The following is an 18962-nucleotide window of genomic DNA, read 5'->3' as shown; positions in this document are numbered from 1 at the left end:
CATGTTTTGACCGGAGAGGAGTCGGCAATGAACGACATGACCACCATCTCGCGCACGCAGCGCGAATACTCGGAGGCCGCCAAGGCCTTCCTCGCGCGCAAGCCGCAGTTGTTCATCAACAACGAGTGGGTCGACAGCAGCCACGACGCCGTGATCGAGGTGGAAGACCCCTCGAACGGCAGGATCGTCGGTCATGTCGTCGATGCCTCGGACAAGGACGTCGACCGGGCGGTTGCCGCGGCGCGCGCCGCGTTCGACGATGGCCGCTGGTCCAACCTGCCGCCAATGGTCCGCGATCGCACCATGAATCGCCTGGCCGACCTGCTTGAAGCCAACGCCGATCTCTTTGCCGAGCTCGAAGCGATCGACAACGGCAAGCCCAAGGGCATGGCCGGCGCCGTCGACATCCCCGGCGCGATCAGCCAGCTCCGCTTCATGGCCGGCTGGGCCAGCAAGGTCGCGGGCGAGACGACGCAGCCCTACACGATGCCCAACGGCACCGTGTTCAGCTACACCGTCAAGGAACCCGTCGGCGTCTGCGCGCAGATCGTGCCGTGGAACTTCCCGCTGCTGATGGCCTCGCTCAAGATCGCCCCGGCGCTGGCGGCTGGCTGCACCCTGGTGCTGAAGCCCGCCGAACAGACCTCGCTTACCGCGCTCAAGCTTGCCGATCTCGTGGTCGAGGCCGGCTTCCCTGCGGGCGTGATCAACATCATCACCGGCAACGGCCACACCGCCGGTGACCGCATGGTCAAGCATCCCGACGTCGACAAGGTCGCCTTCACCGGCTCGACCGAGATCGGCAAGCTGATCAATCGCAACGCCACCACCACGCTCAAGCGGGTCACGCTCGAACTGGGCGGGAAGAGCCCCGTCGTGGTCATGCCCGACGTCGACGTGGCGCAGACCGCGCCTGGCGTTGCCGGCGCGATCTTCTTCAACGCGGGCCAGGTCTGCGTTGCCGGTTCGCGTCTCTATGCGCACCGTTCGGTGTTCGATTCCGTGCTCGAAGGCATGACCCAGACCGCGCCGTTCTGGGCGCCGCGCCCCTCGCTGGATCCCGAAGCCCACATGGGCCCGTTGGTCAGCAAGGAGCAGCACGACCGCGTGATGGGCTACATCGAGGCGGGCAAGCGCGATGGCGCCAGCGTCGTCATGGGCGGCGATTGCCCCAGCGCCGATGGCGGGTACTACGTCAACCCGACGATCCTTGCAGACGTGAACCCGCAGATGTCGGTCGTGCGCGAGGAAATCTTCGGCCCCGTCGTCGTCGCCCAGCGCTTCGACGATCTCGATGAAGTGGCGAAGATGGCCAACGACACCTGCTTCGGCCTCGGCGCGGGCGTGTGGACGCGCGATGTCGCGGTGATGCACAAGCTTGCCTCGAAGATCAAATCGGGCACCGTGTGGGGCAACTGCCACGCCCTGATCGATACCGCGCTGCCCTTTGGCGGCTACAAGGAATCGGGCCTGGGCCGCGAACAGGGGCGCGCCGGCATCGACGCCTACCTCGAGACCAAGACCGTCATCATCCAGATGTAACGACAACCGGGGGAGGGGCCATGCTCCTCTCCCACCGTTCAAAGAAATCGGAGAGAACCAGTGCCCATCGACCTTTCGAAGATCAAGGCGATCGACGTCCACGTCCATGCCGAGGTCTCGTGCCATGATCCGGAAGACCCGGTAATGGGCAAGTTCTTCGATGCGGCATCGGCCTACTTCAAGGCCCCGCGCGAGCGTCCCAAGATGCCCGAGATCATCGAGATCTACCGCGAACAGCAGATCGCGTTCTGCATGTTCACCGTCGATTGCGAGAGCGGCATCGGTGCGAAGCGCGTCTCGAACTACGAGATCGCCGAACTGGCCAACAAGAACGACGACATCTGCATCCCCTTCGCCTCGATCGATCCGCACAAGGGCAGGATGGGCGCCCGCGAGGCGCGCGACCTTATCGAGAACCACGGGGTCAAGGGCTTCAAGTTCCACCACATCATGCAGAACATCGAGCCTGCCTCGCAGGTCGGCTACCCGATCTACGAGGTGATCAACGAATACAAGCTGCCCGCGATCTTCCACACCGGCCATTCCGGGATGGGCACGGGAATGCGCGGCGGTGGCGGCGTCCGCCTCAAGTATGGCCAGCCCATGCTGGTCGATGATGTCGCGGTCGATTTCCCCGACATGAAGATCATCCTCGCGCACCCCTCGTGGCCGTGGGTGGACGAAAGCCTGTCGATGGCGCTGCACAAGGACAACGTGTTCATCGACCTGTCGGGCTGGTCGCCGAAGTACTTCCAGCCGCAGATCATCCAGTATGCCAACACGCAGCTTCGCAAGAAGATGCTGTTCGGTTCGGACTTCCCGCTGATCCACCCCCAGAAGTGGCTCGATGCCGCCCGCCAGGTCGGCTTCAAGGAGGAAGTTCTGCCCGGCATCATGAAGGACAACGCGGCCCGCGTCCTCGGCCTCGCCTGAGCGGGTCTGAAGGAGCAGGCCCGAAGGAGAAGCCGATGCCCGATCCCGACGATATCCGCGCCTGGCAGAGGCTCGATGCGGAAACGACCACGTCGGGCCGGATCGAGGACAAGGACGTGGCGCGCCTCGCCGATCTCGGCGTGGCCCACGTCGTCAACCTCGCGCTGGAAACCCATCCCGAGGCGCTGGCCGGGGAAGGGGAAAAGCTGGCCGCGCAGGGCATCGCATATACCCACATCCCGGTCCCGTTCGACGCACCGGACGACGACCATTTCGCCGCCTTCGTCGCTGCGGTGGAACAGGGGCCGAGGCCGGTCCACGTCCATTGCATCATGAACTGGCGCGTCTCCGCCTTCTTCTATCGCTACAACCGCGCGTGTCGCGGGATGCCCGAAGTCGATGCGCGCAAACTGATGGAACGGCAGTGGTCCCCCGAGGGCCACGACAGCAAGGAGGCCCGTGTCTGGGCCGAATTCATCGCACGGAGCGCAAAGTGACAGATCTTTCCGGCAAGCACGTCGTCATCACTGGCGCCTCCACGGGCATCGGCCGCGCCACGGCGACGCGTTGCGTGGCCGCTGGCGCTCGCGTTACCCTGATCGCCCGCCGTGCCGACCTGCTCGAACAGGCCGCCCGTGAACTTGGCGGATCGACCGCGTTCGCCGCTGCCGACGTTGCCGACAAGGCTGCGCTCAAAGCCGCGCTGGACCATGCCGTTGCCGCAAATGGCCCGATCGACGGCCTGTTCCTCAACGCCGGGATCGGCGGCATGTTCGCCCCTGTGGAGGACTATGGCGACGAAGCGTTCGATGCGGTTCTCGCCGTCAACCTCAAGTCGGTCTTCTGGGCGATCCAGCATGCACTCCCGGCGATGAAGGAGCGCGGGCAGGGGGCGATCCTGGTTACCGGCAGTCTCGCCAGCGAGCGTGGCCTGCCGATGAACGCGGGCTATGTCGCCAGCAAGCACGCGGTACTCGGCCTGTCGCGCGCGGTGGCGAACGAGGCGGCGGAAGCAGGCGTGCGCTGCAACTGCATCCTGCCCGGCCTGATCGAGACGCCGATGCTCGATGGCCTCCCGCCCGAAGCCGCCTCGCAGATGGCCCGCGCCGTGCCGCAGGGCCGCACCGGTTCGTCCGACGAAGTGGCGCAGGTCGCTGCCTTCCTTCTTTCCGACGCCGCCAGCCACGTCACCGCGCAAGCTCTCGCGGTCGATGGCGGCATGCTCGGCACCATGCGAGTCTGAACCGATGGCCTTGAAATACTACCACGCCGAACCGCTGGCCAACTCTCTCAAGTCGATGGTCCCGCTCAAGGAAAAGGGCCTCGCCTACGAGAGCATCTACGTCGATCTGCACAAGTTCGAGCAGCATCAGCCGTGGTTCACCGCGATCAATCCCGAAGGCCAGGTGCCGGTGCTCGACCATGACGGCACGATCATCACGCACACGACGGTGATCAACGAATACCTCGAGGATGCCTTCCCCGATGCCCAGCCCGCCGATGCGCCCCTGCGTCCGCGCGACCCGGTGGGTGCGGCGCGCATGCGCTACTGGAACAAGTTCATCGACGAGCACGTGATGAACTACGTCTCGATGCACGGATGGCACCGCATGGTCGGCGTGATCGCCCGCAACATCGCCAGCGGCGATTTCGAGAAACTGCTCGAAAGCATTCCGCTGCCCGATCAGCGCAAGAAGTGGGCTACCGCGCGATCGGGCTTTTCCGAAGCCGATCTCGCCAATGCCACCGCCAAGATCGAATACGCGCTCGACAAGGTCGAGAAGCAACTCGGCGAGACGAAGTGGCTGGCGGGCGACACCTACACGCTTGCCGACATCAACTTCTATTCGCACTGCGGCGCGATGGTCGAACGCATGTTCCCGGAAATGGAAGTGGCGAGGCGCGCGCCGCGCCTGTGCGAATGGCGTGATCGCGTTGCCGCGCGGCCTGCCGTCGCCGAAGCGCTGAAAAGCGAAGACCGCACTGCGCCCGGGCTGCGCGTCTGGTCGGGAGAAGTGCGCTGATGGCCGGCTTCGTCCTGATCCATGGTTCCTGGCATGGTGGCTGGTGCTTCGATCCCGTCGCCGAAATCCTGCGCGCGCGCGGCCACACGGTCGTCGCGCCGACGCTGCCCGGGATGGGAGGCACGGCGGAGGAAATGGCGGCGGTCACGCTGGATGGCTGGGGCGAATTTGCTGCGCAGCATTGTCGCGACCTGAAGGCACGGGGCGTCGGCCCCGTGGTCCTCGCCGGCCACTCGCGCGGAGGCCTTGTCGTCTCCACCGCGGCCGAGCGCGACCCTTCCGCGATGGACGCCATCGTCTACATATGCGCGATGATGCTGCCCTCGGGCATGAGTCGCGCCGGGTTCAAGGAACTGGAAGGCCCGAACCCCGCTTTCGACGCGATCATCTCGAAGGTTCACGGCGGCATCGCCACGGTCATCGACACGCAGAATGCTGCACCGGTCTTTGCACAAATTTCGCCGCCCGATCTGGTCGAGGCGGCAATGGCAAGGCTCGTGGCCGAACCCCATGCTCCGCGTTCGCAGCAGATCAAGGTCACGCCGGAACGCTGGGGCAGCCTCCCGCGCACTTACGTCGAATGCACGCTCGACCGCACCATTCCGATCGAAAGCCAGCGCCGCATGATCGCGATGTCGCCGGGTGCGAACGTGGTGACTCTGGAGGCGGACCACAGTCCCTATCTGTCGAAACCGCAGGAACTGGCCGAGGCGCTGGAAGCGGCCATTCCCGCCTGATCCAGACTACCCGCCGTTATCCAAACTTCCCACCGGTCGTGTCGAGCGAAGTCGAGACACCTTGGCGCTGACTTTGCTCGACACGACCGGAAAGAAGGCCTCGAACTCAATCGCCAAAGAAGTTCAGCTCCAGCAGCACGTTGTTCGGGTCGGCCGTGAAGACCTGCCGCAGGCCGATCGCGTCCACCAGGTTGGTCTGGCAATCGAGCCCCATCGCATCGATCCGCCGTAGCGTTTCGTCATAACCCGAGCAGTTCAGCGCGACGTGATGGATCGCCCCGGTCAGCGATCCCGGCTGCACCTCACGGTCGTAGACGCGCGGGCAGTCGACGGCGTTGATGTGAACAATGGCCTTGCCGCCCGCATCGTACATCCATTGTGCATTCTGCCGCGTGAGGGGAGGCGGGGCATCGCGCCGCTCCAGCCCGAGCAGGGCCTTGTAGAACTCGGCGGTCTCGTCGAGCCGGTCGGTGATGATGTTGACGTGGTCCAGTGCGTTGACGTGCATGTCTGTCCTCTCCCGCAAACAAGAGCGGCGGCGAAAGCATGGTGCTCCCGCCGCCGCCCGATCTCAACTGTTCAAACCGTTCAGCTCTTGAACACGACGGTCTTGTTGCCGTTGACCAGTGCGCGGTCTTCAAGATGCAGGCGCACCGCTTCGGCCAGCACGCGGCGCTCAACGTCGCGGCCCTTGCGTACCAGGTCATCCGGGCTGTCGGCGTGGGTCACCGTTTCCACGTCCTGGTGGATGATCGGGCCTTCGTCGAGGTCGGCGGTCACGTAGTGGCCGGTCGCGCCGATCATCTTCACGCCGCGGGCATGCGCCTGGTGATAGGGCTTGGCGCCCTTGAAGCTCGGCAGGAACGAGTGGTGGATGTTGATGCAGCGGCCCGAAAGGAACGCGGCGAGGTCGTCCGAAAGGATCTGCATGTAGCGCGCCAGTACAACCAGTTCCGCGCCCGTCTCGGTGACGATGCGCTTCACTTCGGCTTCCTGCTGTGGCTTGGTGTCCTTGGTGATGGGCAGGTGATGGTAGGGAATGTCGCCGATCAGCGAGATGTTGAGCGCTTCCTTGGGATGGTTGCCGAGGATCGCCACGACGTCCATCGGCAGTTCGCCGATTCGCGTGCGGTAGAGCAAGTCGCCAAGGCAGTGGTCGAACTTGCTGACCATCAGGATGACCTTCCGCTTCACGGTCGTGTCGCGCAGGTTCCATTCCATTGCATAGTGGTCGGCCACCGCCGCGAAGGCCGCGCGGTAATGCTCGACCGAACCTTCGGCCGGATCGAACACCACGCGCATGAAGAAACGGCCGCTCAGCGGATCGTCGAATTGCTGCGCCTCGCGAATGTTGCCACCCGCCTCGAACAGGTTGCCCGTGACCCGGGCGACGATGCCCGGCTTGTCCTCGCACGACAGCGTCAAAATCAGCGATGCGCTCATCAAAATCTCTCCCTCCGGGCCGCGCCTCATAGGGCGCAACATTTGCCATTGCGAATCTCTTCCAAACTTGTATGTGTTGCATACAAATTTTTCAACCTGCCATTTTCAAGTCGGGAGAGTCAGTCATGGCGGCAAAGAACCTCGAAGAGGTAATCCAGCAGAACGGCAACGTCGTCGAAATGCTGCGCAATTCGCAGCTCGGCGCTTATGTCTATCCGGTCGTTGCGCCGGAATTCTCGAACTGGCGTTCGGAACAGTGGGCATGGCAGCACAGCGCCGTGCTGTTCGACCAGTCGCACCACATGGTGAACCTCTACATTCGCGGCAAGGATGCGCTGAAGCTCCTGTCGGACACCATGATCAACAGCCCGAAGGGCTGGACGGTCAACAAGGCCAAGCAGTACGTCCCGACCACGCCCTATGGCCACGTGATCGGCGACGGCATCATCTTCTGGGAAGAAGAGGAAAGCTTCACCTACGTCGGTCGCGCGCCCGCTTCGAACTGGCTGCGCTACCACGCCGCGACCGGCGGCTACGATTGCGAGATCGAGCTGGACGACCGTTCGCCGATGCGCCCGATGGGCAAGCCCGTCCGCCGCAAGGAATGGCGCTTCCAGATCCAGGGCCCCAACGCCTGGGCGGTGATCGAGAAGCTGCACGGCGGCCCGCTCGAACAGCTCAAGTTCTTCAACATGAGCACCATGAACATCGCCGGCAAGACCGTGCGCACCCTGCGCCACGGCATGTCGGGCGCGCCGGGCCTCGAAATCTGGGGTCCCTATGACGAGCAGGAAGAAATCCGCGCCGCGATCCTCGAAGCCGGCAAGGAATTCGGCCTGATTGCCTGCGGCAGCCGCGCCTATCCGTCGAACACGCTCGAATCGGGCTGGATCCCCTCGCCGCTGCCCGCCATCTACACCGGCGAAAAGCTCAAGGGCTTCCGCGAATGGCTCGCGGCGGACAGCTACGAAGCCACCGGTTCGATCGGCGGTTCGTTCGTCTCGGACAACATCGAGGACTACTACCTCAATCCGTGGGAACTGGGTTACGGCAACTTCGTGAAGTTCGACCATGACTTCCACGGTCGCGAAGCCCTCGAAGCCCTCAACCCGGCCGAGCAGCGCAAGAAGGTGACGCTCGCCTGGAACCCCGAGGACATGGCCAAGATCATGGCCTCGCTGTTCAATCCCGATGGCGACCAGTACAAGTTCTTCGACACCCCGCTCGCGAACTATGCCTCGTCGAACTACGACCGCGTCGTCGATGCGGGCGGCAAGACCGTCGGCTTCTCGATGTTCACCGGCTACTCGTACAACGAGAAGCAGGCGCTTTCGCTCGCCACGATCGATCCGGAAATCCCGGTCGGCACCGAGCTGCGCGTCGTGTGGGGTGAAGAGAACGGCGGCACCCGCAAGACCACTGTCGAGCCGCACAAGCAGATCGAGGTCCGCGCGATCGTTTCGCCGGTCCCCTACAGCCGCGTCGCTCGCGAAAACTACGCCGAAGGCTGGCGCACCGCTCGCTAAGGCAGACCCGCGCCGCCCGGACCGCCACAATGGCGGCCGGGCGGACCGGTTTCATCAACAGAGGATCCCGAACATGGCCAAGGCATCGCTCATCCATCCCAACTGGGACAAGGCGCCCGACGGGATCACCGATGGCTTTTCGCTGGAGATGACGGCGAAGGACGAGGCGTCGCTGCGCGATGCCGCTCCGCTCATCCCGGCAGACACCCCCATCGCGGTCACCTTCCTCCCCGGCGAGGATGTGGCCGCCCGCGTTGCCGCCACCGTCGCGGTGCGCCAGCTCGGCTTCGAGCCGATGCCCCATTTCTCCGCCCGCCGGATCACTTCCGAGGACGATTTCGAAGGCTACCTCAAGGCCGTGGTCGAACAGGCCGGCGTAGAGCGCTGCTTCATCGTCGCGGGCGATCCGCCCGAGCCGGTTGGCCCCTACTTCGATACCTCGGCGCTCATCGCCACCGGTGCATTCGAGCGCAGCGGCATCAAGGCCATCGGCATCGGCGGGCACCCCGAAGGCCACCCGAACATGACCGAGGCCGAATGCTGGGCGGTCCTCGAGAAGAAGGTCGCGGAAATCGAGCGTCGCGGCATGGCCCCGCTGATCGTCACCCAGTTCGGTTTCGATCCCGACGCTTTCCTCGCCTGGCTCAAGGAACTGCGCGCGCGCGGCATCGATGCGCCGGTCCGCATCGGCGTTCCCGGTCCTGCCGGGATCAAGCGTCTGCTTGCCTTCGCCGCCCGCTGCGGCGTCGGCGCCTCGACCGCCGTGCTCAAGAAGTACGGCATATCGGTCACGAACCTGCTCGGCACCGCCGGGCCGGACAAGCTGGTCGATGCCTTCGCCAAGGGCCTCGGCCCCGAACACGGCAAGGTCCGCCTGCACTTCTATCCCTTCGGCGGCCTGACCAAGACGCTCGAATGGATCCACGGCTACAACAAGAAGCACGGCATCGGAGCCTGACGATGACTGACTTCGTCCTCGTGCACGGCGCATGGGGCGGCAGCTTCGCGTGGGATCGGCTAAAGGCTGATCTCGTCGCGGCCGGTCATCGCGTCCTCGCCGCCGATCTCACCGGTCTCGGCAAGCGCAAGGCCGGGTTCCACCCCGGCATCACGCTCACCACCCACACCGACGACGTCTGCGCGCAGATCGCCGATGCGGGTTTCGACCGCTTCGTCCTCGTCGGCCATTCATGGGGCGGCATGGTCATCACTGGCGTCGCCACGAGGCTGGGCGGGCGGATCGACGCGATCGTCTATGTCGACGCCTTCCTGCCTCAGGACGGCCAGTCGCTTTGGGACCTGACCGGGCAGTGGGAACATGACCACTACATCTCCAGCCAGAAGCACAGCCCCGGCGCGGTTGCGCCACTGCCCGGCCTCGAAAGCCCGGTCCTCTCGGCCCATCCGCTGCTGACCCTGGTGGAAGCGGTGCGCTTCACCGGCGAGGAAGCGAAAATTCCCCGCCGCATCTACGTCTACGCCAATGGCTGGCAACCGACGCCGTTCGCGAAGTTCGCCGATGCGGTGCAAGACGACCCGGCCTGGGAATACCACGAGGCCGAAGCCAGCCACAACGTCATGGCCGATCAGCCCGAACAATTGCTCCGGATCGTGCTGGGCTGCGCCTGATTAGACCCCGTCTCCGTTCGTGTCGAGCGAAGTCGAGACACGAACGGGAGCTTGCGTTCACCCCTGCGCAGCCAGGCTCTGCATACGCTTGAGATAGCGTGCCAGCACGTCGATCTCGAGATTGACCTTGTGCCCCGGCGCCAGCGTGCCAAGCGTCGTCACCTGCGCGGTGTGGGGAATGATGTTCAGCGCGAAGTGGCACGATCCGTCAGGCTGATCCGCAACCTCGTTCACCGTCAGCGAAACGCCGTTGACCGTGATCGATCCCTTGGCCGCGATATAGGGTGCAAGTTCCTTCGGTGCGGAAATGCCGAATTTCAGCGATGCGCCTTCCGGACACACCCCCACCACTTCGCCCACCGCGTCGACATGGCCGGTCACGATGTGGCCGCCCAGTTCATCGCCGAGCTTCAGCGCGGGTTCGAGGTTCAGAGGCGCGCCCACCGTCCACTGTTCCGGCGCGGTGCGGCTCACCGTCTCGCCCGAGACGTCCACCGCGAACCAGCCTTCGCCGGCCACGCCGCCCTTGTCCACCACAGTCAGGCACACGCCCGAACATGCGATGGAGGCGCCGATGGCGATCTTCGCCGGGTCCATCGCGCAGGAAATCGTGACGTGGCGGTCGCCCTTGTCCTCGATGGCGAGGATATTGCCGACTTCGGTGACGATCCCGGTGAACATCTCAAATCTCCTTCAACCGATGCGCTCGTATACGTCGAGGTTGTCGCTGCCAAGCGTCCGCCGGTCCACATTGCGCCACCGCCCGTGCGCCTCGCCGAGCGATCCCAGGCCAATGTCGCCGATGCAGGGCAATCCCTGGCCGATGACGACCGGCGCGCGGTAAATCAGCAGGCGGTCGACCATGTCTGCGGCCAGGAATGCCGCCGCCGCACCCGCTCCGCCTTCGACGAACAGGTACTGCGCGTCTCCGAACGCCCCCGTTGCGGCAATGTCCGCCACCCCCGTCCAGCCATCCGGTGCGATGCCCCGCGTCAGCACCATTCGCTTCGGACTGCGCGCTTCCAGCCCGGGCAGGCGCACGTCCAGCCGGGGCGCGTCGGCGCGCAAGGTGCCGCCGCCCACGAGGATCGCGTCCGCCCGCGCCCGCTCGACATGACAGTGCGCCCGCGCTTCCGGCCCGGTGATCCACTTGCTCGTGCCATCGGCCAGCGCGATGCGCCCGTCGAGCGAGGTCGCAAGCTTGAGCGTGACGTGCGGCCGCCCCGTTGCCGTGCGCACGAGATAACCCACCAGCGAAGCGCGCGCCGCTGCCGACGGCACCACATCGGCCGCGATGCCCGCGCTGCGCAGCGCCGCAATTCCGCCACCCGCCGTGCGAGGATCGGGGTCCTCGATGCCGATCACCACCCGCGCAAGCCCGCTCTTCAGCACCAGCGAGGTGCACGACGGCCCGCGTTCGCTGGCGTGGGCACAGGGTTCCAGCGTCACGTAGAGCGTTGCCCCTTGCGCCGCGTCGCCCGCCGCCATCAGCGCACCGGCCTCCGCATGGGGCCGTCCGCCGGCCTGCGTCCACCCACGGCCAACGACCACGCCGTCATTGACGATTACCGCGCCGACCGCCGGATTGGGCCTGCTGAGAGGTCGCCCGCGCGCGCCGAGGCTAGCTGCCGCGTCAAGCCAGCGCAGGTCGTCGGCGGCGCTCATTGCGTTCCGGGCTGTTCCTTGCCGGTCGCCTCGTCGAACACCGGATTATCGATCATGTGCTTGTCGAGGATCGCCTTGCGCGCCGCGTCGAGCTTGCGCTGGTAGGCCTCGCGCTCGGCCTTGCCCTCTTCATACGGCTTCTTCGTCTCGACCCCGGTGGCATCCCCGACCGCGCGATAGAGTTGGCGGATGCGCTCCTGCCGGGCTTCCTCCTCGGCGATCTCGGCCTTGGCCTTGGCGGTCGCCGCCTTGTTCTCGGCAAGGATCTCGGCGTCGGTGCGCCCTTCGAGGAAGCTCGGGAAATAGGTGATCTCGGGTGGCCGGGGCAGGCCGCGCCCGCCTTGTTGGCTCATCACGAAGAAGATGCCGCCGGTGACCATCGCCGCCAGGATCAGCCCCAGCTTGCGGTACTCGCTCGGCGCGCCGAGCACTTCCCACAGGTCGACGACCGCGCGGCGAGGGGAGACATTGCGGAAGAACGCTTTCATGCGCGCCTAGATAGGGCCTTGGCCATCAAAGTGCCACCCATCACCCGAACAGCACGTAAAGCGTGCGCCCGTGCCGCTTGAGCCAGCGGTTCGCCGTGTCGATCTCGCCTTCGTAGAGTTCGTCGAGGTGCGTGTGGAACGCAGGGCTGTGGTCGAAGTGCTTCATGTGCGCCACTTCGTGCGCCACGACCGAGCGGCGCACGAAGTCGGGCGCCATCACCAGCCGCCAGTTGATGCGGATCGATCCGTCCGCTGCGCAGCTCCCCCAGCGCCGCTGCGCCCGCGACAGCGTAAGGCGAGGCACTTCCTGCCCGGCCCGCGCGCAGTAGTGGCCAAGGTCCGCTGTCGACAGCGCCAGCGCCTCGGCTTCCAGCCAGCGCTGCATGCGCCCGCCCAATCCGTCGAGCGGACCGCCCACGACCACGCGGTCGCCCTCGACGACCGGCTTGCGCCGCGCGGCGGCCTGCCAGTCGATCTGAAGCGTCGCGCCGCGATAGGGCAGGGTGGCGTCGGGCGCGATCTGGCGCGATTCGGGCAACCGGGCAAGCTGCCCCGCAAGCCAGTCGGCCCGGTCCCGCGCAAAGGCTTCCGCGTCGCCGACCCGGCCCCATGCCGGGATCGAGACGCGCGCCTCGCTGCCGTCCGGGGCAAGGCGCAGGGTCATGCGCCGGGCGTGGCCCAGCTTGCGGATCACCAGCGGCAGGTCGCGCCCGTCCACCACGATGGTCCGCGCGGCGACCTTTCGCGGCCGTGCGGGCTCCTTCGCCCTGGTGTCCGCACGGCGCAGCCAGTCAAGCATTGCCGCCTCCGCCCCGGCGGGGTCGCCCGTCGAAGTGGTCGGCCGGAACGATGTGCTCGTCCAGCGGCCCCGCGATCGTTTCGCTCACTGCCTTGCCCACCACCGATTGCCCGGCACGGTGCACAGCATCGCGGTCGCCGCTGACCAGATAATGCCAGTCGGGCAGTGGCTTGCCTTCCGCGCGCAGGCGATAGGCGCAGGTGTCGGGCAGCCACGGCAGCTCGCGGGCGAGCTTTGGCGTCAGTCGCAGGCAGTCCGGAACGTAGGCGCGCCGGTGACGATAGTCGCTGCACCTGGCTGTCTTGAGGTCGAGCAGGCGGCAGGCCACGTTGGTGTGGTGGACGTCGCCGGTGTCCTCGTCTTCCAGCTTGTGCAGGCAGCACTTGCCGCAACCGTCGCACAGGGCTTCCCACTGTTCGCGGCTGAGCGTGGCGACCGGCCGTTCCCAGAAGCGATCCTGGCTCATCCCCGGCTCAATGTACCCACTTCGCAAGCTCGGCCGCTACCGCCTTGGCGTCCTGCTCCGCCGGCAGCAGCGCGATCGCGTCGCCCTTCGGTCCCATCAGGTATGCGGCGCGGCTGTGGTCCATCAGGTAGGCTTCGGGCTTTCCGTCGTCGCGCTTCTGGTAGAACACCGCCCACTTCCTGGCGACGTCCGCGATCTGCGCGGGCGTGCCCGTCAGGCCCACGACCTTCGGGCCGAAGTTTGCCGCATACTTGCCGACGACCTCGGCGGTATCGCGCTCCGGATCGATGGTGATGAATACCGGCACCACGTTCGCCGCGAGGTCCGCGTGGTCCTTGCCGAACAGGCGCAGGCCTTGCGCGATGTTCTGCAGGTCGAGCGGGCACACGTCGGGGCAGAAGGTGTATCCGAAGTAGACCACGCGATACTTGCCCGCGAAGTCCGACCAGCGGACGGGCCGTCCGTCCTTGCCCGTCAGCGTGAAATCGCCGCCGATTGCCGCGCCTTCAAGCGGCGGTTTCTCCGTCGGCGCGCCGTTGCAGGCGGCCAGGGCAAAAGTGCAGGTTGCGGCAACCGCGGCGAGGATCGATCTGAAGGTGTGGGGCATGGCGCGGCGGTTCATGCTCTGCTAACCGTGCCCTTGCAAGAGGCGAGTCCGCAGACGACCAGGCCAGAGGCGAAATCGCTGCCGGGGGTTCGCAACAGGAGGTATCAATGCTGTCGATCATGCGCAGGCCCATCGCCGCCCTGGCGGTCCTGCTCGCCGCTGCCGTTTCGATCCCGGCGCAGGCCCAGTTTTCCGACAGCTACAAGTTCCTCGAAGCCGTCCGCAAGAAAGAGGGCGACAAGGTCACCGAGGCGCTGAACGAGCCCGGCACCCAGATCGTCAATACCAAGGACTACACCACCGGGCAGACCGGGTTGCATATCGTCGTTGCGCGCCGCGATCTCGTGTGGGTGCAGTTCCTCGTCGCCAAGGGCGCCAACGTGAACGCGCGCGACAACCGGGGCGTGACACCGCTGGTGCTCGCCGCCGACATCGGCTTCATCGAGGGCGTGGACGAACTGATCCGCTCCGGCGCCCGCGTCGACGAGGCAAACAACACCGGCGAAACCCCGCTCATCAGCGCGGTCCACCGCCGCGACCTCGCGCTCGTGCGCATGCTGATCAAGGCTGGCGCCAACCCCGACCGTCCGGACAACTCGGGTCGCTCGGCACGCGACTACGCGATGCTCGAAGGCAAGGGCAGCCCGCTGCTGGGCGAGATCGAGAAGGCGACCAAGGACGCCAAGGCGGCCGGCCCGCAGAAGACCTACGGCCCTTCCTTCTGATCGGCTTGCCGCAATGACCCAGGACATCAGCCTCCAGGCCCTGCGCCTCCGCCTCGCGCCCGCCATCGCCGATTCGGTCGCGTTCGACGGCTGGAAGGACGCCGCCGTCATGGCCGCCGCCCTTTCCGAAGGCGTGGACCCGGCGCTGGCGCGCTTCGCCTTCCAGGACGGGGCCATGAGCATGATCGCGGCCTGGATTGCCCGCATCGATGCCGACATGGCCGCCGCGCTTCCCGCCGTGCAGCTTTCGAACCTCCCGATCCGCGAACGTATTCGCCGCTTGGTCCAGTTCCGGCTCGATGCGCTGGTCGGCCGGGAAGAGGCGCTGCGCCGCGCGCTCGCAATCATGGCCATGCCGCAGAACGTGCCCGCCGCCACCCGCCTCGGCTGGTCCAGCGCCGATGCCATGTGGCGCCTCGCCGGCGACACCGCGACCGACTACAACCATTATACCAAGCGCATTACGCTCGGCTCGATCTACGCCGCCACGCTTGCCTTCTTTGCGCAGGACACCAGCGAGGACCATGCCGATACCCGCGCCTTCCTCGACCGGCGCATCGAGAACGTCATGCAGTTCGAGAAGGCCAAGGCCAAGGTGCTGAAGCCACGGGACGAAACCTTCTCCCTGTCGCGCCTGCTCGGCCGACTGCGCTATCCTGCCGTCTGAGCGGGCGCTGGCGGCACGGAATTTTTGATCTCGCGCAAATTATTGCGAACGACTTGCAATTGCTGTCCGGCTATGGCAGCGCGAAACCGTGACGCTAGATCAGCTCCCTCTGGGCACGCCTGCCCGAATCGCCTCGGTCGATTGGTCCGCGCTCGTCGCGGAAGAAGCGCAGCGCCTGCGCGCGCTCGGCCTCGATGAAGGTGCGCGGGTCACGCTCGCCTATCGCGGGGTGTTCATGGGCCGCGATCCGCTGGCGGTGGAGATCGGCCGCATGACTGTCGCCATCCGCCGCGTCCACGCCCGCGCGATGCATGTCGAACCCTTCGACCGGGGTGCCGCGGCATGAGCCGGATGCCCACCGTCGCCGCGCTCGTCGGCAATCCCAACGCGGGCAAGAGCGCACTGTTCAACGCACTTACCGGCGCGCGCCAGAAGATCGCCAACTATCCCGGCGTCACGGTCGAACGGAAAGCCGGTCGCCTGCTGCTCCCCTCGGGCGAGCCGGTCGAACTGGTCGACCTTCCCGGTTCCTACGGCCTCGAGGCGACAAGCCCGGACGAGGAAGTCACCCGCAAGGTCATCATGGGCGAGCAGGAAGGCCAGGCGCGGCCGGACGTCATCGTGCTCGTGCTCGACAGCTCGAATCTCGAACAGCATCTGGTCTTCGCGCAGGAAGTGCTCGAACTGGGCCGCCCGACGGTGGTTGCGCTCAACATGGTCGACCTGGCCGAGCGCGACGGGCTGGTCATCGATCCGTCGTCCTTGCAAGAGGCGCTTGGCGTGCCCGTCATCCCGACGGTAGCGGTGCGCCGCCGCGGTCTTGCCGAACTGGCCGCTGCCATCGCCGAGGCGCGCGACCGGGCGCAGGCCCACGAAGCCGCGCCGCGTCCGCACGTCACGCTGCCCGAACGGCGCATGATCGCGCACGAGATCGCCAATGGCGCGATCCTTTCGGAAACCGCCAAGCACCGCATCCATGCACGCATGGACAAGGTCCTGCTGCATCCCTGGCTCGGGCCACCGATCCTGTTCGCGCTGCTCTTCGTGGTTTTCCAGGCGGTGTTCAGCTGGGCCACGCCTTTTGCCGATGCGCTCGACGGCGCGGTCTCGGCGCTCGGCGATCTGGTCAAGGCCAATGTCGCCCCCAGCCTCGGCCGCGACCTGCTGACGGATGGCGTGATCGCGGGCGTGGGCTCGGTCATCGTGTTCCTGCCGCAGATCGTCATCCTGTTCTTCTTCATCCTGACGATGGAGGCGACCGGCTACATGGCCCGCGCCGCCTTCCTGATGGACCGGATGATGGCGGGCGTCGGGCTTTCCGGCCGCAGCTTCATCCCGCTCCTGTCCAGCTTCGCCTGCGCCATTCCCGGCATCATGGCGACGCGCTCCATCGCCGACCCCAAGGACCGGCTGACGACGATCCTGATCGCCCCGATGATGACCTGTTCGGCGCGCCTGCCGGTCTATGCCGTCATCATCGCCGCGTTCATCCCCAACACTCGCGTCGGTCCCGGCTTCGGGCTTCAGGGGCTGGTGCTGTTCTGCCTCTATGTCGCCGGCATCGTCGGCGCGATGGTCGTGGCGCTCGTCCTGCGCCGCTCGGTCACCAAGGGCGCGGCTTCGGGCTTCATCATGGAACTGCCCAAGTACCAGCTCCCCACGGTCAAGGACCTCGCGCTCGGCCTGTGGCAGCGCGCGTGGATCTTCCTGCGCCGCGCGGGCACGATGATCTTCACGGTCACCGTCGTGCTGTGGCTTCTGCTCAACTTCCCGCGCGCCGAACCGGGGCAGGACCAGGTCAATGCCTCGATCGCCGGCACGCTGGCGAATGGCCTCTCCGTCGTGCTCGAACCCATCGGCTTCAACCGTGACATGAGCCTCGCGATCATCCCCGCCATGGCCGCGCGCGAAGTCGCGGTCAGCTCGCTCGCCACGACCTATGCGGTCAGCGCGGCGGACGAGGATCAGGCCGCGATGGCGCTCGGCGACCAGCTCAAGTCGCGCTGGACCCTGCCGATGGCGCTGGCCTTCCTGGCGTGGTTCGTCTTCGCGCCGCAGTGCCTTTCGACCATCGCCGTCGCCCGGCGCGAGACGAACGGCTGGAAATGGCCCGCCTTCATGCTCGCCTACCTTTTCGCGCTCGCCTATGTGGCTGCCGGCGTGACCTACTGGTCCGCGATGGCCGCCGGTTTGGGCTGAGCCGGTGCGCTCGGCTGTGGAAACGGCGGCGAGGTGACTCGCCGCACCGAGCCCCCATGCGCTAGGCAAGCCGTCAAATCTAAAGGAACGTGATTCGATGGCAGGCAGCGTCAACAAGGTTATCCTCGTCGGCAATCTCGGGGCCGACCCGGAAATCAAGAGCTTCCAGAACGGGGGCCGCATCGCCAATCTGCGCATCGCGACCTCGGAAAGCTGGAAGGACCGCGCCACCGGCGAAAAGAAGGAGCGCACCGAGTGGCACTCCGTCGTGATCAACTCCGACGGTCTGGTCGGCGTGGTCGAACGCTTCCTGCGCAAGGGCTCGAAGGTCTACATCGAAGGTCAGCTTCGCACCCGCAAGTGGCAGGACCAGTCCGGCAATGACCGCTACACCACCGAAATCTCGGTTGGCGGCATGGGTGGCGTGCTGACCATGCTCGATGGTTCGGGCGGCGCTGGCGGCGGTAGCGGTGGTGGTGGCCGCTCGTCGGGCGGTGGCTGGAACGAAGGCGGTTCCTCGGGCGGTGGCGGCTTCGGCGGCGGTTCGCGCGGCGGCTCGTCCGGCGGTGGTTCGGGTGGCGGCTGGAACCAGGGCGGCGGCAGCGGCGGCGGCTTCGGCGACGACCTCGACGACGACATCCCGTTCTGACGACTTGCGGGGCATCGCCCCCGGCAACCTGAATCTCCCCTCCCGCCTGCGGGAGGGGCTGGGGGAGGGCAAGTTGCCTCGCCCCCGCTCTTGCGAAGCCCTCAGGTCCCCCGCGTATCCCCGTAGAGATGGATATGCAGCCGGTCGGTGAACCGCCAGCCGCGCACCAGCGCTTCCTCTGCCAGCCAGCGCGACCGGTCGCGCAGCACCGCGCTTGAAGTGCCCTCGGGCATCACGAACAGGTGATCCGGGGCGATCCCGAAGCGGTCCTGCAACGCCGAAATCTCGGCAAGGTCCGACGGGTCGGCGACCACGAACTTGAACCAGGCGCGCGGGTCCCGCGCCCAGGCTTCCAGTCGTTCCGGCAGCAGCGCGAGTTCGGCGGGATTGCCCGAATGGGACAGTTTCGGGCTGACGTTGAACTGGTCCACCAGCGGATCGAGCGCGGGGTGTACCGCCACGGTCCCGTTGGTCTCGATCTCGACATGCAGGGCAGGGCGCTCGGCCTTAAGCAGCGCCACCAGCCGTGCCAGCGCCGCCCCCTGCAACAGTGGCTCGCCCCCGGTGATGACCAGCCGGTCCTCCGGATGAACCAGGATCAGCGCGGCCGTATCTTCTTCCGACATCACCAGCTGGTTGCCGGCCTTCTCGAACGCCACCTCGTCGCGGTGCGGCCGGTTGTCGCCGGCAAAGCGCCAGGTATAGGCCGTGTCGCACCAGCGGCACGCAAGGTTGCACCGCGACAGCCGCACGAACACCGAAGGCCGCCCCATGCCGGGCCCTTCGCCCTGCAACGAGGAAAAGACCTCCGGCTCGCCGGGGTTGACGGTGGCCAGGGTCAACATGGGGGCGTCAGCACCCTG

At 66.3% G+C, this 18962-nt stretch carries 23 protein-coding genes; 14 read left to right on the top strand and 9 right to left on the bottom strand.

All coding sequences use genetic code 11. The features are described 5' to 3' along the window. Positions 1-27 precede the first annotated feature (27 nt). From SARO_RS14550 to SARO_RS14525, 6 genes are read left to right on the top strand one after another with little or no spacing between them, the layout of a single operon-like run. A complete protein-coding gene (locus SARO_RS14550; protein ID WP_011446509.1) occupies positions 28-1542 on the top strand; it encodes an aldehyde dehydrogenase family protein in 1515 nt (504 codons plus the stop codon). 60 nt (positions 1543-1602) lie between these two features. Continuing rightward, positions 1603-2475 carry a 4-hydroxyphenyl-beta-ketoacyl-CoA hydrolase gene (locus SARO_RS14545; RefSeq protein ID WP_011446508.1) on the top strand — a complete coding sequence of 291 codons (873 nt, stop codon included), beginning with the start codon at positions 1603-1605 and terminating at the stop codon, positions 2473-2475. A gap of 35 nt (positions 2476-2510) precedes the next feature. Next, positions 2511-2972, top strand: coding sequence for a beta-lactamase hydrolase domain-containing protein (locus SARO_RS14540; RefSeq protein ID WP_011446507.1), 462 nt, complete (start codon positions 2511-2513; stop codon positions 2970-2972). Continuing rightward, a complete protein-coding gene (locus SARO_RS14535; protein WP_011446506.1) occupies positions 2969-3718 on the top strand; it encodes an SDR family NAD(P)-dependent oxidoreductase in 750 nt (249 codons plus the stop codon). The genes SARO_RS14540 and SARO_RS14535 overlap by 4 nt, the downstream gene beginning before the upstream one ends. A 4-nt stretch (positions 3719-3722) precedes the next feature. Beyond that, positions 3723-4499: a glutathione S-transferase family protein gene (locus SARO_RS14530; protein WP_011446505.1), complete on the top strand. Its 777-nt coding sequence runs from the start codon at positions 3723-3725 to the stop codon at positions 4497-4499. After that, positions 4499-5236: an alpha/beta fold hydrolase gene (locus tag SARO_RS14525; RefSeq protein WP_011446504.1), complete on the top strand. Its 738-nt coding sequence runs from the start codon at positions 4499-4501 to the stop codon at positions 5234-5236. Before SARO_RS14530 ends, SARO_RS14525 begins: the two co-directional genes overlap by 1 nt. Positions 5237-5342: 106 nt before the next feature. Here the strand turns inward: SARO_RS14525 and SARO_RS14520 are convergent, their stop codons facing one another. Together SARO_RS14520 and purU are read right to left on the bottom strand one after the other, a co-directional pair. Then, on the bottom strand, positions 5343-5744 hold the full coding sequence (locus tag SARO_RS14520) for a VOC family protein (protein ID WP_011446503.1): 402 nt from the start codon (positions 5742-5744) through the stop codon (positions 5343-5345). Between the two features lie 80 nt (positions 5745-5824). Beyond that, positions 5825-6679, bottom strand: a complete 855-nt coding sequence (gene purU / locus SARO_RS14515; protein WP_011446502.1) for a formyltetrahydrofolate deformylase — start codon at positions 6677-6679, stop codon at positions 5825-5827. A 125-nt stretch (positions 6680-6804) separates the two neighbouring features. On the opposite strand from purU, the gene SARO_RS14510 reads away from it, so the two are divergent. From SARO_RS14510 to SARO_RS14500, 3 genes are all read left to right on the top strand, one after another. After that, positions 6805-8205: a vanillate/3-O-methylgallate O-demethylase gene (locus tag SARO_RS14510; protein ID WP_011446501.1), complete on the top strand. Its 1401-nt coding sequence runs from the start codon at positions 6805-6807 to the stop codon at positions 8203-8205. 73 nt (positions 8206-8278) lie between these two features. Then, positions 8279-9163 carry a methylenetetrahydrofolate reductase gene (locus SARO_RS14505; protein ID WP_011446500.1) on the top strand — a complete coding sequence of 295 codons (885 nt, stop codon included), beginning with the start codon at positions 8279-8281 and terminating at the stop codon, positions 9161-9163. Positions 9164-9165: 2 nt separating this feature from the next. Next, positions 9166-9834, top strand: coding sequence for an alpha/beta fold hydrolase (locus SARO_RS14500; RefSeq protein WP_011446499.1), 669 nt, complete (start codon positions 9166-9168; stop codon positions 9832-9834). Between the two features lie 57 nt (positions 9835-9891). Here SARO_RS14500 and SARO_RS14495 read toward each other — a convergent pair whose 3' ends face one another. Genes SARO_RS14495 through SARO_RS14470 form a run of 6 tightly spaced genes read right to left on the bottom strand, consistent with a single transcriptional unit; the run spans position 9892 to position 13874 of the window. Continuing rightward, on the bottom strand, positions 9892-10515 hold the full coding sequence (locus SARO_RS14495) for a riboflavin synthase (RefSeq protein ID WP_011446498.1): 624 nt from the start codon (positions 10513-10515) through the stop codon (positions 9892-9894). Between the two features lie 12 nt (positions 10516-10527). After that, on the bottom strand, positions 10528-11499 hold the full coding sequence (gene ribD / locus SARO_RS14490) for a bifunctional diaminohydroxyphosphoribosylaminopyrimidine deaminase/5-amino-6-(5-phosphoribosylamino)uracil reductase RibD (RefSeq protein ID WP_011446497.1): 972 nt from the start codon (positions 11497-11499) through the stop codon (positions 10528-10530). Continuing rightward, complete coding sequence (locus tag SARO_RS14485; RefSeq protein ID WP_011446496.1) at positions 11496-11987, bottom strand: hypothetical protein; 492 nt, start codon at positions 11985-11987, stop codon at positions 11496-11498. Before SARO_RS14485 ends, ribD begins: the two co-directional genes overlap by 4 nt. Before the next feature lie 40 nt (positions 11988-12027). Next, a complete protein-coding gene (locus SARO_RS14480) occupies positions 12028-12786 on the bottom strand; it encodes a M48 family metallopeptidase (RefSeq protein WP_011446495.1) in 759 nt (252 codons plus the stop codon). Continuing rightward, positions 12779-13252 (bottom strand): YcgN family cysteine cluster protein, encoded by a 474-nt coding sequence (locus tag SARO_RS14475; RefSeq protein ID WP_011446494.1) that lies wholly within the window; start codon positions 13250-13252, stop codon positions 12779-12781. The genes SARO_RS14480 and SARO_RS14475 overlap by 8 nt, the downstream gene beginning before the upstream one ends. Positions 13253-13259: 7 nt before the next feature. Further along, positions 13260-13874 carry an SCO family protein gene (locus tag SARO_RS14470; RefSeq protein WP_011446493.1) on the bottom strand — a complete coding sequence of 205 codons (615 nt, stop codon included), beginning with the start codon at positions 13872-13874 and terminating at the stop codon, positions 13260-13262. A 92-nt stretch (positions 13875-13966) separates the two neighbouring features. Here SARO_RS14470 and SARO_RS14465 point away from each other — a divergent pair, with 92 nt between their 5' ends. The 5 genes from SARO_RS14465 to ssb all read left to right on the top strand — a co-directional run bounded on the left by SARO_RS14465 (position 13967) and on the right by ssb (position 18099). Continuing rightward, positions 13967-14584, top strand: coding sequence for an ankyrin repeat domain-containing protein (locus SARO_RS14465; protein WP_011446492.1), 618 nt, complete (start codon positions 13967-13969; stop codon positions 14582-14584). Between the two features lie 13 nt (positions 14585-14597). After that, the gene (locus tag SARO_RS14460; RefSeq protein WP_011446491.1) at positions 14598-15251 is read left to right on the top strand and encodes a COQ9 family protein; all 654 of its coding nucleotides are present in this window, start codon (positions 14598-14600) and stop codon (positions 15249-15251) included. An 88-nt stretch (positions 15252-15339) separates the two neighbouring features. Continuing rightward, on the top strand, positions 15340-15597 hold the full coding sequence (locus SARO_RS14455) for a FeoA family protein (protein WP_011446490.1): 258 nt from the start codon (positions 15340-15342) through the stop codon (positions 15595-15597). Beyond that, the gene (locus SARO_RS14450) at positions 15594-17450 is read left to right on the top strand and encodes a ferrous iron transporter B (RefSeq protein WP_011446489.1); all 1857 of its coding nucleotides are present in this window, start codon (positions 15594-15596) and stop codon (positions 17448-17450) included. The genes SARO_RS14455 and SARO_RS14450 overlap by 4 nt, the downstream gene beginning before the upstream one ends. A 97-nt stretch (positions 17451-17547) precedes the next feature. Further along, on the top strand, positions 17548-18099 hold the full coding sequence (gene ssb, locus SARO_RS14445) for a single-stranded DNA-binding protein (protein WP_011446488.1): 552 nt from the start codon (positions 17548-17550) through the stop codon (positions 18097-18099). A gap of 101 nt (positions 18100-18200) precedes the next feature. Here ssb and SARO_RS14440 read toward each other — a convergent pair whose 3' ends face one another. Continuing rightward, positions 18201-18944 carry a 7-carboxy-7-deazaguanine synthase QueE gene (locus SARO_RS14440; protein ID WP_011446487.1) on the bottom strand — a complete coding sequence of 248 codons (744 nt, stop codon included), beginning with the start codon at positions 18942-18944 and terminating at the stop codon, positions 18201-18203. Between the last annotated feature and the right edge of the window lie 18 nt (positions 18945-18962).

This window comes from Novosphingobium aromaticivorans DSM 12444 (assembly GCF_000013325.1).
Taxonomy (GTDB): Bacteria; Pseudomonadota; Alphaproteobacteria; order Sphingomonadales; family Sphingomonadaceae; genus Novosphingobium; species Novosphingobium aromaticivorans.
This window is presented reverse-complemented; position numbering and strand designations above follow the sequence as displayed.